Below are 15,546 nucleotides of genomic sequence, written 5' to 3'. Positions count from 1 at the left end.
GTGCCCACCCTGACCCATCATGAACGAGAAACGCGGGCGACGAGGGGCGTGCGACGACCCTCGGAGAGGCGGCCCGCGGCTCGGGGCGGCGGGTCTCAGACGGAGCGGTGGTACTGCTCCGGCACGTGCACCTCAGCGCCGAGTTCACGCCCCGCGCGCCGCGCCCACGAGGGGTCGCGGAGCAGTTCGCGGCCCAGCAGCACGGCGTCCGCCTCGCCGTTGGCGAGGATCTTCTCGGCCTGCTCGATGTCGGTGATCAGGCCGACCGCGGCGACCGGCAGCTCCGTCTCGGCCTTCACCCGTGCGGCGAAGGGGACTTGGTAGCCGGGCTCGACAGGAATCCGGACACCGGCCGCGTTGCCGCCCGTGGACACGTCGAGCAGGTCGACGCCGTGCTCCTTCAGGGCGGTGGCGAAACGGACCGTGTCGTCCGCGGTCCAGCCCGCCTCCTCCAGCCAGTCGGTGGCGGAGATGCGGAAGAACAGCGGCTTGTCCTCGGGCCACACGGCCCGTACGGCGTCGACGACCTCGAGGGCGAACCGCGTGCGGTTCTCGTACGAGCCGCCGTATGCGTCGGTGCGCTTGTTGCTGTGCGGGGAGAGGAACTCGCCGACCAGGTAGCCGTGGGCGCCGTGGATCTCGGCGATCTCGAAGCCGGCGTCCAGCGAGCGCCGGGCGGCGTCGGCGAACTGTCCCACGATCTCGCGGATCCGCTCGACGGTGAGCTCGGTCGGCACGGGGTGCCGCTCGTCGAAGGGGACCGGGCTGGGCGCGACCGGCTGCCAGCCGTGCTCGTCCGCGCCCACCGGGGCGCCGCCCTTCCACGGGCGGTCGGTGGACGCCTTGCGGCCCGCGTGGGCGAGCTGGATCGCGGGGACGGTGCCCTGGCTCTTCAGGAAGTCCGTGATGCGGCGGAACGCGGCGGCCTGGGTGTCGTTCCAGATGCCCAGGTCGTACGGGCTGATGCGGCCCTCGGCGCTGACCGCGGTGGCCTCGACGATGATCAGGCCGGTGCCGCCGGTGGCCCGCGCGGCGTAGTGCGCGAAGTGCCAGTCACGCGGGGCTCCGGTCTCGGCGCCCTCGGGGGCCGCGGAGTACTGGCACATCGGAGGCATCCAGACCCGGTTCGGGATGGTCAGGGATCGCAGGGTGTACGGCTCGAACAGCGCGCTCACGGCGGGCTCCATTCCTCATGGGTTCCTCGGGGGGTGATGTGCTCCTCGTACGATAGACCTCGTAGTACGGCGGATGTCAAACTACGATGACTCTCGTACAATGAGGTGCAGTGCACCCGAGGACGCAGCACGCCAGTGAGCCAGAGGACGAAGTGGAGCCGCCATGACGACCGCCGCCGCCGCGACCGGCAGCGCGAGCAGCAGGACGCTCGCCCACCCCGAGCCCGGGGACGTCCGCCTCGAAGCGGTGCTGCACGCCCTCGCCGACCCGATGCGGATGCGCGTCGTGCGGGAGCTGGCCCGGGAGGAGGGCGCCGCAGGCCTCTCCTGTTCGTACTTCGCGCTGCCCGTCACCAAGTCGACGTGCACGCACCACTTCCGGGTGCTGCGCGAGAGCGGCGTCATCCGGCAGATCTACCGCGGCACGACCAAACTCAACGTGCTGCGCCGCGACGACCTCGACACACTCTTCCCCGGCCTCCTCGACAGCGTCCTGGACGCGGCGACCCGCCAGGAGGCCCGCCTCGGGAGTTCAGCGGCGGGCTCCTAGCCGTCGTCGGGCAGAAGCACCCCGCGGAACTCGTCCACCAGCCGGTTCCTGGCGTCGCGCAACGCGTGGATGGACGGATTGAGCCTGGCCTCGAAGGACGCCTCGGCGACCGGCAGCGCGCCCGCCCGCAGCGCGGCCAGGAAGGGGCGCAGCTCCACCTCGAACCGGTCGCACCGGTCCACGACGCCCTGCGCCGCCGCCGCGATGACCGGCGTCCCCAGGAACGACACGGTCCCCGAGCAGGCCCCGGCGAGTTCGCCCACCGCGCGCAGGGCCGCCTCCTCCTGCTCGGGCGTGGGGAGTTCACCCCGGCAGACGGCGGCGTAGAGGGGGTAGAGGCGCACGCCGATCGCCGAGTACGCCGTGCACACCTGGTCATACGTTCTCGTACGTTCCTGACGCACCCACAGCGCGTGCGACTCCGCCGCCGCGATCGTCGCCCCGAGACGCGTGCCCTCCGTCGCCGCCCGCCCTCCCAGCCAGGCGCCGAGCACCGCCCCGACGAGCCCCGCGCCCCCGGCGACCACCGCCGCCACGCCCTCGTCCATGGTGTCAGTGTGCCCCGCCGCGCGCCGGGGCGGCAGGGGTGCGGGAGGTCACCGCGCGCGCCCCTACGGGCAAGCGGGTCTGCCCGGCCGACCCCTGACGGCGGCCGCAGCCCCGCCTAGCGTCGTGGGGTGAGCCTTTGGACCTCCCTCGAACCTGCCTCCGTGACCGTCGACCCCGGCAGCACCACCACGGTGCAGCTGCGGGTGCGCAACACCGGTGACATCGTCGACGCGTACCGGTGTGAGCCGGTCGGCGACCTCGCCCCCTGGACCACCGTGGAGCCACCCGTGCTGCGGCTCTATCCGGGGACGACCGGCACGGTGGAGCTGACCTTCGCACCACCGCGCACGGCGGACGCGAGAGCCGGCGCGCATCCCTACGCGGTGCGCATCACCCCGACGGAACACGCGGGCGCCGTCGTCGTCACCGAGGGGAACGTCACCGTCAACCCGTTCACCGAGGTGCGCGCCGAGCTGGTGCCGCCGACGGTGAAGGGATGGTTCCGCGGCCGCCCGCAGCTGGCGGTGGACAACGTCGGCAACACCACCGTCACCGCGTCGCTCGGCGGCAACGACACCGGCGACCGGCTGTCGTACGACATCGAGCCCGGCAACGTACAGATCGAGCCGGGCCGCGCGGCGTTCGTGAAGGCGACGCTGAGGCCCCAGCAGATCATCTGGTTCGGCTCCAAGCAGGAGCAGCCCTACTCGCTGGGCGTGCGCCGCTCCGGCACCGAACCGCTGAACGTGGACGGCACCTTCGTGCAGCGCAGCGTCCTGCCGGGCTGGCTGGCCGGCACGCTCGGCCTGGTCCTCGCCCTGACCATCGCGTTCGTGACGATCTGGCTGACGTACCGCCCGCAGATGCAGACCGTGGCGAGGGAGAAGCCGCAGGAGTCCGGAGCGATCGCACCGGCCAGCCCCTCCCCGCCGGCCGAGAAGGCGCCGCCCCCGCCCGAGGAGGACAAGGAGACCGAGCCGCCCGCGGAGTCCGACAAGGGCGGCGCGCAGGAGCCGGAGGGCGGCGGCGGGGGCGGCAGCGAGGAGGAAGCGCCCGACGAGAGGACGGCGGCCGACGCGGTGAACGAACTCGGCGAGGGCCGCCACATCTGCTACCGCGCCTACGTGGGCGACGCCTGGCAGGAGCCCGTGTGCGACGGCGCCGAGGCGGGCACGCCCGGCCAGGGCACGCCCGTCAAGTCGCTCAACATCGCGGTGTCCGGCACCCAGGGCGTCACCGGCACGGGCGCCTTCGTCGGCGAGGGCTGGCGCGAGGGCATCCCGTGGTCGGACGCGGAGGACGGCAAGGACATGTTCTTCGGCAGCACCGAGAGCGCCGACCCCGCCCTCGAGGGCTTCACCTACAAGGTCAACGACGGGTCGGTGTGCAGCGACGCCTTCGTGACGGACAGGGACTGGATGGGCGAGGTGTGCACCGACCCCGGCCAGTGGAAGTACCACGGAAGCCCGATGGAGCTGAACCAGTCGCTCGAAGCGGTCCGGTTCACCGTCTGACCGTCTGACGGCACCGTCACCGTGACGGCCTGGGACGGCTTGAGTTCGTCGCGCCCCGTCCCGTACGGGCGTCTCAGATGTAGCCCTCACGCAGGGCGTAGGCCACGACGTGCGCGCGGTTGCGCAGGTGCAGGCGCGTGGTGAGGCCGTGCATCACGTTCTTGACGGTGCGTTCGGAGTACGACAGCTTCCTCGCGATCTCCGAGGTGTCGAACCCCTCGGCCACCAGCCGCACCACGTCCACCTCGCGCTTGGTGAAGCTCAGGACGAACCCCGGCTGGTCGGGGCCGCCCTGGTGGAGGCGCCGTACCTGGCCGATGAGCTGGCCCAGCAGGTCCGTGGGCAGGTCGCCGCCGCCCCGGGCGGTGGTCAGGACCGCCTGCGCCAGCCGGTGCGCGGTGGCCTCGCGGCGCCAGACGATGGCTCCGACGCCGCATTCGATGACGTTCAGGAGCTCGTGCTCGCGGACCGCTCCGGCGACGAGCACGGCACGGGCGCCCTCGCCGCGCACCGCGCGCCGCAGCCGGGTGAGCGCGGCCTCGTCGAGGGCGTCCTCGACGAGCAGGGTGACCGAGGCGGACGCGGCGTCGCCGCACACCTCGACGTCGGGGTGACGGCGCAGCTGGCTGATGACGCCCTCGCGGCTGATCGGGTCGGGGGCGGTGACGGAGACGCGGACGCGCTGGGCCTTCGGCACCGGGAGTACGGCGGGCACGGAGGAGGCGACGGGGGAGACGGGGGAGACGGGCGCCGGGACGGCCACGAGGGAAGGGGACGAGCTGGACAAGGGGACTTCCTCATTTCGAGCGGCTGGAGACACCCCGGCCGGGCCGAGGAGGCGCCGCCGGTTCCGGAGACAACCGGCGGCGCCCGGAGATGACGTTCAGGAACCGGTCAGGAGCACGACTTGTAGAAGTGCTTCCAGCCGTCGGCGGGCATGGCCGGAGGCTCGGCAGGGGTGCCCCAGGCGCCGTACTTCTGCTCGTGGTCCTGGTTGTAGCCGCCCGGACCGCTGTTCGCCTTCGACAGGCGTACGTTCCGCTCCCACACGCCGTCACCGGCGTTGCTGAGGATCGCGAGGTCCGGGTACGCGTCGTCGCCGTAGTCGGCGACCCGGAGCTCCTTGGCCTCGCGGGCGTCGCCGATGTCCAGGTGCCGGGTGCGGGCCGAGGCCAGGTTGGCGCGCTTGAGCGGTCCGGGCCGGTAGTCGGCGACCCGGGCCGTCGCGGGGTCGTCCACGCCGGACGGCTCGACGATGTTGACGACCAGGTCCAGCTTGCCGTCGTTCTGGAAGTCGGCGACCGCGGCGGTGGCGACCTCGCCCCGCTCCACGCCGACCAGCTTGCCGACGTTCTGCTTCGTGCCGAACGTGCCGTCGGCGGCCCCCCACTGGACCGTCGTCCTCGTGCCGTTGAGCCCGGGGTTGGCGATCTTGTCGGGGCGGCCGTCACCGTCGAGGTCGCCGAGCAGGGTCGTGGCGTCGGACAGGCAGGCGGCCGCCGCCCGTGCGGTCTTGCCGGTGGGCCGTCCCGTTCCGTCCGAGCTCGACGCCCCGGCCGCACTGGCCTGGTGGCCGGCGACGGTCAGGGTCAGGGCGACCGCCGCGACCGGGGCGGCGATCAGGCGTGAGCGCTTGCGAAGCATGTACGAACTCCCATGTCGTTGCTGTGAAATCCGTGCTCCAGAAACCGTGAGGGGACCTCCCGGTGAGCACGGACCAACCCTGCGGGGTCATCCGTCCCGGCCGCCAGGAATGCCGGGCAGTTGGGGACGCTGGAACGCCAAAGACGCCCCTGACCTGGGGGAACGCGGGGCGCCTGGAATGCGCGACTGGGACGCGGCCGACCCCGGGGGGCAGCCGCGGGACGGTGGAACGGGTGCGGGAGAGGCACGCGGGACACCCGAAAGCCTGTCCCTTCGGGCGGGTTGCGGGCGAGGGCGGGGCGGGGCCCCGGCGGACGCGCACCGGGGTTCCCGGCGGGCGCGCCCCGGACTCGGGCGGGGTTCGCGCGCCGGCCCCGACACCGGCGCCGCTGTCCGCCACCTCGTACGCCGTGCGATGCTCGGCACCGTGCAGAGCTGTCACGTGAACCCCGACTTCGTCGGCCGCGGAGCCGAACTGGCCGCCCTCGACGAGGCCCTGTCCCGGGTGGACGCGGGGGAGCCACGCGCCCTCGTCGTCGGCGGCGAGGCCGGCGTCGGCAAGACCCGGCTCCTGGCGGAGTTCCTCGGCCGGGCCGCCGCAGGCGGAGCCGTCGTCGCCCTCGGCGGCTGCGTCGAGACCGGCGCCGACGCCCTGCCGTACCACCCCGTGTCCACCGCCCTGCGCTCCCTGCGCCGCCAACTCGGCGCCGAGGTCGACGCCGCCGTCGCGGGCCAGGAGGGCGAGCTCGCCCGACTGCTGCCCGAGCTCGGCGAGATGGACCGGGAGCGCCCCGAAGCCGACGGCAGGGCCCGGCTCTTCGAGCTCACCGTCCGCCTCCTCGAACAGCTCGCGGCGGACCGGACCGTCATCCTGGCCCTGGAGGACCTGCACTGGGCCGACCGCTCCACCCGCGAGCTCCTCAGCTATCTGCTGCGCTCCCTCACCGGCGGACGGCTGCTCATCGTCGCCACCTACCGCGCCGACGACCTGCACCGCCGCCATCCGCTGCGGCCCGCCCTCGCCGAGTACGAGCGGCTGCGCACCGTCACCCGCGTCGAACTGCCCCGCTTCGACCGCGCCGAGGTCCGCCGCCAGCTCACCGCCCTGCGCGGCGAGGCCCCGCCCGAGGACGTCCTCGACCGGGTCTTCGAACGCTCCGAGGGCAACGCGTTCTTCGTCGAGGAGCTGGCCCGCAGTCTCGGCGACGGCCTGCCGGGCGGCATCAGCGACTCCCTGTGCGACCTGCTGCTTGTCCGGATCGAGGCGCTGCCCGACGAGGTGCAGCGCGTGGTGCGCATCGCCGCCGAGGGCGGGACGGAGGTGGAGTTCCGGCTCCTGGCCGCCGTCACGGGCCTCGCCGAGGACGAGCTGATCGAGGCGCTGCGCACCGCTGTCGGGGCCTCCGTCCTGCAACCCTCCGACGAGGGCGAGTCCTTCCGCTTCCGGCACGCCCTGATGCGCGAGGCCGTGGCCTGCGACCTGCTGCCCGGCGAGCGCTCCCGGCTCAGCCGCCGCTACGCCGAGGCGCTGGAGGCCGACCCCCTGCTCGTACGCCCCGACGAGCGGGCCGGCCGCCTCGCCGGCTACTGGTACGACGCCCGCGACCCCGCCCGTGCCCTGCCCGCCGTGCTCGCCGCGGCGGCCGCCGCCCGTGGCCGGCATGCGTTCGCAGAACAGCATCAACTGCTGGAACGGGCCCTCGACCTGTGGGACGAGGTCGCCGCCGAGCTGCGCCGCGAGGCGATACGGCAAGGCATCGAGGACGGCGTCTGCCCCGCCCTGTCCGACGACGTACCGGGGGGTCTCGTGGACCTGCTCGCCGCGATCGTCGTCGCCGCGCGCCTCACGGGCGAACGGGAGCGGGCGCTCGCGCTCTGCAATCGGGCGCTGCGCGAGCTGGCGGGCGACGCGCCGCCCGGTGCCCGGCAGGACCCGGCCACGTCCGATCCCCGTCGCACGGCCTGGCTCCTGACCGAGCGCTACCAGCTGCTGCGCGACCTCGCCCGCTCCGACGGCTGGGAGGAGATCTCCCGGGCCCTGACGCTCGTGGAGGACCTGCCGCCGTCCCCCGTCCACGCGCACGTGTTCACCCACGCGGCCCAGTGGTACGTCGTGCACCAGCCGGGGCCCAAGGCGATCGAGGTGGCCGAACAGGCGCTGGAGCTGTGCCGCACCACAGGCGCCGAGATCAGCGGCATCACCGCACAGCAGACCCTGGCCTGGCTGATGATGCACGCGGGCGACGTCGAGGGCGGTCTCGCGCAGGCCCGCGAGACGTGCGCCCGCCAGGTGACGCGGACCAACGCCGCCGTCGTACTGCGGGGTTACGGCAACCTGGCCACGGCGCTGCACGGCATCGGCCGCTACGCCGAAGCCGTCGCGACCGCCGAGCAGGGCAGCGGCATCGCCGACCGGCACGGGCTGCCCGACATCGCCTCGTTCATCGACGGCAACCTCGCCGAGTCCCTCATCCAGCTCGGCCGCTGGGCCGACGCCGACGACGTGCTCGAACGGGCCGTCGGCCGCCGCGGCGTGAGCGTCCGCACCCGGGCGCAGGTCGCCGGGCAGCGGGCCGAACTGGCTCTGGCCCGCGGCGCGTACGACGAAGCGCGCCGCCAGATGGAGGACGCGGACAGCTGGACCACCGACCGTCGCCCGGAACCGCAGCACACCCTCGCCATGGCCCGCGTCGCGATCGCCCTCGCGGCCGCCGACGGCCGCGTCCTCGACGCCCGCGCCCTGCTGGACACGGCGGTCGGCGAGGCGATCCCGCTCGGCCACCAGCGCTACGGCTGGCCCCTCCTGTACGAGGCAGCGGCGGCGGAGGCGCGGGCCCGCGGGCTCGCGGTGGCAGGACCGGGGCGCGCCGCGGCGGTGGAGCGGCTCCGCCACGCGATGAAGGGCCAGCCCGACTTCGCGCCGCTGTGGGCCGCGTACGCCCTGATGATCGACGCGGAGCTGCGCACCGCGGAGGACAGGGACGCCACGGCGGCCTGGACGGAGGCCGTGGCCGCGACGGAGCGTCTCGAGCCCCCGCTGCTCCTGATCACCGCCCGCCTCCGCCTCGCGGAAACCCTGCTCGCCCGGGGCGGCCCCGACTCCCGCGACGCGGCCGGAGACCAGCTGCGACAGGCGGCGACGGCGGCACACGAGCTGGGCGCGGCCCCACTCGAGACGGACATCACCACGCTGGCCGCCCGCGCCCGCGTCCCGCTCCACGAGGAGGAGCCGGCCCCCGACCCGTCCCCGGCGGCGGCCCTGGGACTGACCGCGCGGGAGCGTGACGTGCTGCGACTGGTGGCGGCCGGGCGCAGCAACCGGCAGATCGCGGAGGAGCTGTTCATCTCACCGAAGACGGTGAGCGTCCACGTCTCCAACATTCTTCCCAAACTGGGCGCGTCGGGCCGCGGCGAGGCAGCCGCCGTCGCGCACAGGCTCGGCCTGCTGGACGCGTAGGGCCGCGTCGCCTACCGCACCGGCCGGTCCACCGTCCCCCGAGCCGCCGCCCGCAGTCCCGCCCAGTCCGGGATCTTGACGATGCCGCGGCCGAGGGAGCGGCCGAGTTCCGCCTCCGCGCGTTCGATGGCCAGCCAGCCCGGCCACTCGACCGGTCGCAGTCCGGCCGCCCGGAGCCCCGTCAGGGGATCCCCCGGGATCCGCCTCCGTACGAGAGCGGGGGCGTCGTCCAGCAAGGAGAGCACCGTCTCCTTGGAGCACGGGCGGTTCGTGCCGATGACGCCGGTAGGGCCGCGTTTGATCCAGCCCGCCACGTACTCGCCGGGCGCCGGCACACCGTCGCGCAGCACCCGCCCCGCCGCGTGGGGCACCGTGCCCCGCCCCGCGTCGAACGGCAGCCCCTCGATGGGCACCCCGCGGTAGCCCACCGAGCGCAGTACCAACTGCGCGGGGATGTCCTCGTACCGCCCCGACCCCGTCACACCGCCCGAGCCGTCCGGCAGGGTCCGCTCGAACCGGGTCCCGGCGACGTGCCCCGTCGCCCCCGCCGTCAGGGAGACCGGACGCAGGAAGAAGCGCAGCCTGATCCGGCGGGCCAGGCCCCGCTCGGGTCGCTCGGCCCAGCCGCGCAGCACCTCCACGTTGCGACGGCTCGCCGCGGGCAGCCCCGACGGGTCGGCGAACGCGGGGTCAAGCGCCAGCTCCGCCGGGTCCACCAGGACTTCCGTGTCCGGCAGCGCGCCGAGCTCCCGCAACTCCTTGGTGGTGAACCGCGCCTGCGAAGGACCGCGCCGGCCCACCATCGACACCTCGCGCACCCGGCTGCCCGCGAGCACTCCGAGCGCGGCGTCCGGCATGTCCGTGGGGAGCAGTTCGGCGGCGCCGCGCACGAGCATGCGGGCGACGTCCACCGCGACGTTGCCGACCCCGATGACGACGGCGGACTCCACGTCCCGCACGAACCCGTCCTGCGCGGACAGGTCCGTCAACACGTCCGGGTGCGCGCTGTACCAGGAGACGAACTCGGTCGCCGAGAAGCTGCCCGGCAGGTCCTCGCCGGGCACCCCGAGCCTGCGGTCCGCCGCCGCGCCGACGCAGTAGACCACCGCGTGGTAGAGACCGAGGAGCCGGGCCGGGGGCAGGGCGCCGGGGCCGATCTCGACGGACCCGAGGAAGCGCACGCGCTCGTGCTCCAGGACCGTGCGCAGGTTGTTCTGCAGCGACTTGATCTTCTCGTGGTCCGGCGCCACCCCGTACCGCACCAGGCCGTACGGGCAGGGCAGACGGTCGAGCACGTCCACCCGCACGTCCGGCACCCGGTCCTGCTGGACCAGGGACTGCGCGGCGTACACCCCGCTGGGGCCCGAACCGACGACGGCGACCTGCAGCACGGCGGTGCTCCTTCCGCGAGACGAGCCCGGGACGTTCTCAGGATCGCACCGGGGGAGCGTGATGTCAGGGGTGTGCGGCCGTCCGTGCGATGCGCCGTGCGTGCCGTTCCCGGGAGGGTGCGACGGCACGGATAGCGTGCGCGTGTGCGGAACAGATCATTGGCTGATGTTTCTGATCACTATCGACCGAATGTCGCTGTACCGGAGGGGGAGGCCGGGCCGGAGCACCGGGTCGGGCCGGAGTGGCGCTCCGGGCAGCCGTCCGGCCCCTCGTTCCGCGTCCGGCTGACGTTCAGCGACGGCGCCGACGTCGACGTGACCGCCGTGGTGTCGCACGGCCGGGTCGCCATCGAGGACCTGCACGCCCAGCCGCCGCTCTCCCCGGACGACTTCGCCGCGCTGGTCGACTGGATCGAGCGCCCCCTGGCGGACGACGGTCCCCGGGCTGCCGGGCAGACCCGCCGCGCCCGCCCCGCGTGGCCGCGCGGCCACGCGGGACGCCGGATCGTCGCCGAGGCGTACCGCACCGCGCAGGGCGAGGGCCGCGACCCGGTGCTCGCCGTGATGTGCGCGACCGGCCACAGCCGCCGCAAGTCGCTCAGACTCATCGCGGGAGCGCGCGACGCGGGCCTCCTGACGCCACGTCACCACCGCCGTTAGGGGAGGGACTCGGACGCCCGAACGCCTCAGCCCATCTCCCGCATCCGCCCGATCTCGCTCGACTGCTGCGCCACCACGTCGTTCGCCATCTCCTCGACCTGAATGTTGTTGCCGTCGGAGAGCACATCCGCGGCCATCGTGACCGCCCCGCTGTGATGCGTGATCATCAGTTTCAGGAAGAGCTCGTCGAACGCCTCGCCCTTCGCCGCACGCAGCTGCTTCAGCTGCGCCGCACTGGCCATGCCCGGCATGGTCGCGTGGTCGTGCCCGGCGTGCCCGCGCGGACCGCCGTGCTTCTTCAGCCAGCCCTTCATCGCGCCGATCTCCGGCCGCTGCGCGGCGGCGATGCGCGACGCGAGCCGCTTGACGCGACCGGACTCCGCCCGCTTCGGGGCGAGTTCGGTCATCTCCAGGGCCTGGCCGTGGTGCACGATCATCATCTGCGTGTAGGTGAAGTCGGCCGAGTTGGGGGAGTCGTCCTCGGATCTCTGCCGCGCGGCGTCCTTCGCGGACATCGTCGCCGCGGTCTCGCCCGGCTTGCCCGGAGCGATCACCGAAGGCTCGGCCGCCGCCTTGGGCCGGGCGTCCGACCCGTTCCCGCCGCCCCCGTCGGAGTCGCACCCCCCGAGCACGAGAACGGCTGCCGCGAGGAACGCGGTGACGGCGGCTGTACGACGGTTGGGCACAGAGACCTCCTGCGGCACGCGGCGACGAGTTGGGGTCCGTACTAGCACGTGGATGACCATCCACGATCGAAAACTCTCGTTACGGGTCCGTTTCCCCCTCTGTTGATATGTGCATGATGAGCACGATACTGCGGGTGTCCGTGAACCGTTCAACTGCGAACGGCGACAAGGGAGGACGCAGTGACCCTGTTGAACAATTCCCGAACCCGGCGCAGACGCCTGGGCGTCGGGGCGGCCGCGGCCGGACTGCTGGCCGCGCTGCTGACCGCCGCGCCCGCGGGAGCCGTCCCCGACCCCGGTGACAGCCCCGCCGCCCCGAAGAGCGTCTCCAAGAGCGACGAAGCCAGGACGGAGAAGGCCATCGAACGCGGGGAGATACCCGCGCCCGACGAGGTCGTCCACTCCCGCAACATCGAGCACCTCGCCAACATCCCCAAGGACGCGCTGCCGGGCCTCAACACGGACATCGCGTTCCAGGGCAAGTACGCCTTCGCCGGCAATTACGACGGTTTCCGCATCTACGACATCAGCAACCCGAAGGCACCGAAAACGGTTTCGCAGGTCCTGTGCCCGGGATCGCAGAACGACGTCTCCGTCTCGGGCAACCTGCTCTTCCTGTCCACGGACTCCTCGCGCAGCGACAACTCCTGCAAGAGCACCACGCAGCCCGCCACGGAGAAGTCCTCCTGGGAGGGCATGAAGATCTTCGACATCAGTGACAAGTCGAACCCGAAGTACGTCTCCGCCGTCGAGACCGCCTGCGGATCGCACACGCACACGCTGGTGCCGGAGCGCAAGAACGTCTACGTGTACGTCTCCTCGTACTCCCCGAACGCGACGTTCCCCGACTGCCGGCCCCCGCACGACGGGATCTCGGTCATCAAGGTGCCGCGCAAGGCCCCGCAGAAGGCCGCGGTCGTGAACTTCCCCGTGCTCTTCCCCGGTGAGGGGCCGGACGGCGGCGGCAACCCGGGCGGGCCCACCAACCCGGGCGTCTCCAAGACCACCGGCTGCCACGACATCACCGTGCTGCCCTCCGAGGACCTCGCGGCGGGCGCCTGCATGGGTGACGGCATCCTCTTCTCCATCAAGGACCCGGAGAACCCGAAGGTCATCGACCAGGTCCAGGACAACGCCAACTTCGCGTTCTGGCACTCGGCGACCTTCAACCAGCGGGCGAACAAGGTCGTCTTCACCGACGAGCTCGGCGGGGGATCCGGCGCCACCTGCAACGCGGCCACCGGACCCGACCGCGGCGCCAACGGCATCTACGACATCAAGGGCAAGGGCGACAAGCGCAAGCTGGTCTTCAAGAGCTACTTCAAGATCCCGCGCCACCAGGCCGACACCGAGAACTGCGTGGCCCACAACGGCTCGCTGATCCCCGTCAGGGGCAAGGACCTCATGGTCCAGGCCTGGTACCAGGGCGGTGTCTCCGTCTGGGACTTCACCAACTCCGGCAAACCCAAGGAGATCGGCTACTTCGAACGCGGCCCGCACACCACCGACAAGATCACCACGGCGGGCTCGTGGTCGGCCTACTACTACAACGGCCGGGTCTACTCGAACGACATCGAGAAGGGCCTCGACGTCCTGAAGATCAACGACAAGCGGACCGACTCCGCCCAGCGGGTCCGCCTCGACGAGCTCAACGTCCAGACGCAGCCGGACTACTTCGACTAGTCCCGTTCGGGGACGTCCCGCCGGGCGGTGCGCCGTCCGGCGGGAAGCCGAGCTTCCCGTCGAGGTCGTACCGCTGGAACAGCTCGGCGCGGAGCGTCTCCAGGGGCATCGGCGCCCCGGGGATGAGCAGCGCGAAGACCGCACCCATCAGGAGCGCGCGCAGCAGCGGATAGTCCCGGTCGGGGTTCCGCGACCCGTACCGCACCACGGTGTCGCGCAGCAGCTCCGCGAGACGCTGCTGCTCGGGACATTGCACGAACCCCTCCGCCTGGAGGATGCCCGCCATGTGCGTGCGCATGAGCAGCGGCTCGTCGACGGCGAGGCCCAGGATCGCGTCGACCGCCCGCGCCAGCCGCTCGTGCCCGTCCTCGGTCCGCGGCTCGCGCTCCAGCGCCTCGTCCAGCGTGCGGTGCATGAGCCGGTGCACCGCGGACTGCAGCAGCTGGCGCTTGCCCGGGAAGTAGTACGACACCAGGCCGCGGGCGGCGCCGGCGCGGTCCGCGATGTGCCCGAGCGTCGTGGCCTCGTACCCGCGCTCGCCGACCAGCTCCACCGTCGCCTGCAGCAGCCGCTCCCGGGAACGTCTGCGCAATTCTTCATTGACCGACGGACTGCGCGGGGACATTCTGTAACTCCTGCGTTGACTGGCTCCGAGCCAATATACTCAGTGCGGGCCCGGGGCAGGCAGCACCGCGGGGGAGTGTTGCCTGCCCCGGACTTCTGTGATCCGTCATCCGACGAGTCCGAGCACGGGCAGCAGGGCGTCAGGCCGCCGTTCCACCGGCAGATGCTCGACGAAGTGCACCGCACACCCGAGCCCGGCCGCGCCGCCGTCCGCCCGCCGGTCGTCACCGACCATCAGGGCGTCCCGCGGATCGACCCCGAGCGCGTCGCAGGCCACGGCGAAGAGCCGCGGGTCGGGCTTCTGGATCCCGTGCTCGTACGACAAGACGTACGCGTCGACGTACGCGTCCAGCCCGTGGGCGCGGAAGACCGGACGCAGATCCCACCCGATGTTGCTCACCACCGCGACCCCGACGCCGCGCTCCCGCAGCCCGGTCAGGACCTTCGCGGCGTCGGCGTAGGGCTGCCAGGCCGGAGGGGTCATGTGGCGGGCGTACAGCGCGTCGTAGAGCCGCGGGTCGGGGAGCGGCACCTCGCGGGCCAGCCCGGTGAACGCGGCGCGGTGCAGCTCGGCGGTCCGGTCGCGGGCGGCCCACAACTCGGCGAGGTGGACCGGCACCTGGGCCGGGTGGGCGCCGCCGGGGAGCGCGCCCGCCCGCTCCAGAGCCTCGGCGGCCCGCGCCGACGCGCCGTCGGACAGGCGCACTTCGAGCTCCGCGAGCGCGGCCCGCAGCCAGGACTCGGCCGGCTCGACGCGGAACAGCGTTCCGGAGAAGTCGAAGAGCACGCCCCTGATGGTCATGTGCGGGAGCCTCCCAAGTGTCGGTGGCGGAGTCGGTGACCGCCGGGCGCGGTCACGTCGCGTCGGGCGTGCGCCTCGCGGGCCCGTACGCGTACGTCACGACCGCCAGCGCCACCATCAGGGCTCCGAGCAGGAAACCGCCCACGACGTCCGACGGCCAGTGCACACCGAGCCAGACGCGGGTCGCTCCCACGCCGACGACGGAGATCACGGCGAGGGCCAGGCAGGCGCGCCGCACGGGCGGGCGGGCGCCGTACAGGTGAAGGACCCACAGGAGCAGGCCGCAGACGGTCACCGCCGTCATCGCGTGCCCCGACGGGAACGCCGCGTAGTGCGCGGAGTCCACCGGGTCCGGCCAGACCGGCCGCGGCCGGTCCACCGCGGCCTTCAGGCTCTGCTGCACCGCGGAGCCGGCCACGCAGGTGCCGGTCAGCCAGAGCGCCAGCCACCGCGCCCCGCGCAGCGCGAGCCGGATCACCACCACGGCGCACAGCGCGCGCATCGTCCACGGGTCCCACACCCAGTCGGTCAGGACGCGGCTGACGCGCGTCACACCGGACTCGTCCACCGCCCAGCGGTGGGTGGTGCGCGAGATGTCTCCGTCGAGCGAGAGCAGCGGGCGCCACTCCAGCGCGACCAGGAGGAGCAGGAGGAGCGACGGCACGCAGAGAGCCGCGACGGTGAGCGCGGCCCGGGCGCCGGACGGCCGGGTCGGGGTGTCGGTGGGCGCGGAGTACATGAAGTGATCCTCGCCGACGAGGCCGGACCTATGCCATCCCGGCGCGGCGGAGCGCGTGGCGCGTGCGGCTGT

The 15,546-nt window shown here is 73.0% G+C and carries 14 protein-coding genes; 5 read left to right on the top strand and 9 right to left on the bottom strand.

The window, feature by feature from the left end; genetic code table 11:
• Positions 1-95: 95 nt before the first annotated feature.
• A complete protein-coding gene (locus AC07DO_RS10575) occupies positions 96-1,175 on the bottom strand; it encodes an NADH:flavin oxidoreductase/NADH oxidase (RefSeq protein WP_479058449.1) in 1,080 nt (359 codons plus the stop codon).
• Positions 1,176-1,338: 163 nt separating this feature from the next.
• On the opposite strand from AC07DO_RS10575, the gene AC07DO_RS10570 reads away from it, so the two are divergent.
• On the top strand, positions 1,339-1,725 hold the full coding sequence (locus AC07DO_RS10570; RefSeq protein ID WP_479058447.1) for an ArsR/SmtB family transcription factor: 387 nt from the start codon (positions 1,339-1,341) through the stop codon (positions 1,723-1,725).
• On the opposite strand, the gene AC07DO_RS10565 is transcribed toward AC07DO_RS10570, so the two are convergent.
• A complete protein-coding gene (locus AC07DO_RS10565; protein WP_479058445.1) occupies positions 1,722-2,273 on the bottom strand; it encodes a hypothetical protein in 552 nt (183 codons plus the stop codon). The two genes, AC07DO_RS10570 and AC07DO_RS10565, sit on opposite strands and share 4 nt — an antisense overlap.
• A 129-nt stretch (positions 2,274-2,402) precedes the next feature.
• Here AC07DO_RS10565 and AC07DO_RS10560 point away from each other — a divergent pair, with 129 nt between their 5' ends.
• Positions 2,403-3,788 (top strand): hydrolase, encoded by a 1,386-nt coding sequence (locus tag AC07DO_RS10560; RefSeq protein ID WP_479058443.1) that lies wholly within the window; start codon positions 2,403-2,405, stop codon positions 3,786-3,788.
• A gap of 73 nt (positions 3,789-3,861) precedes the next feature.
• On the opposite strand, the gene AC07DO_RS10555 is transcribed toward AC07DO_RS10560, so the two are convergent.
• Together AC07DO_RS10555 and AC07DO_RS10550 are read right to left on the bottom strand one after the other, a co-directional pair.
• Complete coding sequence (locus AC07DO_RS10555; protein WP_479058594.1) at positions 3,862-4,503, bottom strand: helix-turn-helix transcriptional regulator; 642 nt, start codon at positions 4,501-4,503, stop codon at positions 3,862-3,864.
• Between the two features lie 179 nt (positions 4,504-4,682).
• On the bottom strand, positions 4,683-5,432 hold the full coding sequence (locus AC07DO_RS10550) for an FG-GAP repeat domain-containing protein (protein ID WP_479058441.1): 750 nt from the start codon (positions 5,430-5,432) through the stop codon (positions 4,683-4,685).
• 415 nt (positions 5,433-5,847) lie between these two features.
• Here AC07DO_RS10550 and AC07DO_RS10545 point away from each other — a divergent pair, with 415 nt between their 5' ends.
• The gene (locus AC07DO_RS10545) at positions 5,848-8,889 is read left to right on the top strand and encodes a helix-turn-helix transcriptional regulator (protein WP_479058440.1); all 3,042 of its coding nucleotides are present in this window, start codon (positions 5,848-5,850) and stop codon (positions 8,887-8,889) included.
• Positions 8,890-8,900: 11 nt separating this feature from the next.
• Here the strand turns inward: AC07DO_RS10545 and AC07DO_RS10540 are convergent, their stop codons facing one another.
• Positions 8,901-10,280: an FAD-dependent oxidoreductase gene (locus AC07DO_RS10540; RefSeq protein WP_479058438.1), complete on the bottom strand. Its 1,380-nt coding sequence runs from the start codon at positions 10,278-10,280 to the stop codon at positions 8,901-8,903.
• A gap of 144 nt (positions 10,281-10,424) precedes the next feature.
• Between AC07DO_RS10540 and AC07DO_RS10535 the strand changes: the two genes are divergently transcribed.
• Positions 10,425-10,940, top strand: coding sequence for a DUF6214 family protein (locus tag AC07DO_RS10535; RefSeq protein WP_479058436.1), 516 nt, complete (start codon positions 10,425-10,427; stop codon positions 10,938-10,940).
• A gap of 26 nt (positions 10,941-10,966) precedes the next feature.
• Here the strand turns inward: AC07DO_RS10535 and AC07DO_RS10530 are convergent, their stop codons facing one another.
• Positions 10,967-11,626 carry a DUF305 domain-containing protein gene (locus AC07DO_RS10530; RefSeq protein WP_479058434.1) on the bottom strand — a complete coding sequence of 220 codons (660 nt, stop codon included), beginning with the start codon at positions 11,624-11,626 and terminating at the stop codon, positions 10,967-10,969.
• 180 nt (positions 11,627-11,806) lie between these two features.
• On the opposite strand from AC07DO_RS10530, the gene AC07DO_RS10525 reads away from it, so the two are divergent.
• The gene (locus tag AC07DO_RS10525) at positions 11,807-13,309 is read left to right on the top strand and encodes an LVIVD repeat-containing protein (RefSeq protein WP_479058432.1); all 1,503 of its coding nucleotides are present in this window, start codon (positions 11,807-11,809) and stop codon (positions 13,307-13,309) included.
• Here AC07DO_RS10525 and AC07DO_RS10520 read toward each other — a convergent pair.
• From AC07DO_RS10520 to AC07DO_RS10510, 3 genes are all read right to left on the bottom strand, one after another.
• A complete protein-coding gene (locus AC07DO_RS10520; protein ID WP_479058430.1) occupies positions 13,275-13,934 on the bottom strand; it encodes a TetR/AcrR family transcriptional regulator in 660 nt (219 codons plus the stop codon). The genes AC07DO_RS10525 and AC07DO_RS10520 overlap by 35 nt on opposite strands.
• 105 nt (positions 13,935-14,039) lie before the next feature.
• Positions 14,040-14,735 (bottom strand): HAD family hydrolase, encoded by a 696-nt coding sequence (locus AC07DO_RS10515; protein ID WP_479058428.1) that lies wholly within the window; start codon positions 14,733-14,735, stop codon positions 14,040-14,042.
• A 52-nt stretch (positions 14,736-14,787) separates the two neighbouring features.
• On the bottom strand, positions 14,788-15,474 hold the full coding sequence (locus AC07DO_RS10510) for a phosphatase PAP2 family protein (RefSeq protein ID WP_479058426.1): 687 nt from the start codon (positions 15,472-15,474) through the stop codon (positions 14,788-14,790).
• Positions 15,475-15,546 lie beyond the last annotated feature (72 nt).

It is taken from the genome of Streptomyces sp. NPDC045678 (genome assembly GCF_056432085.1).
Note: the sequence above shows the minus strand (reverse complement) of the source record. Positions and strands in the feature narration are given on the sequence as shown.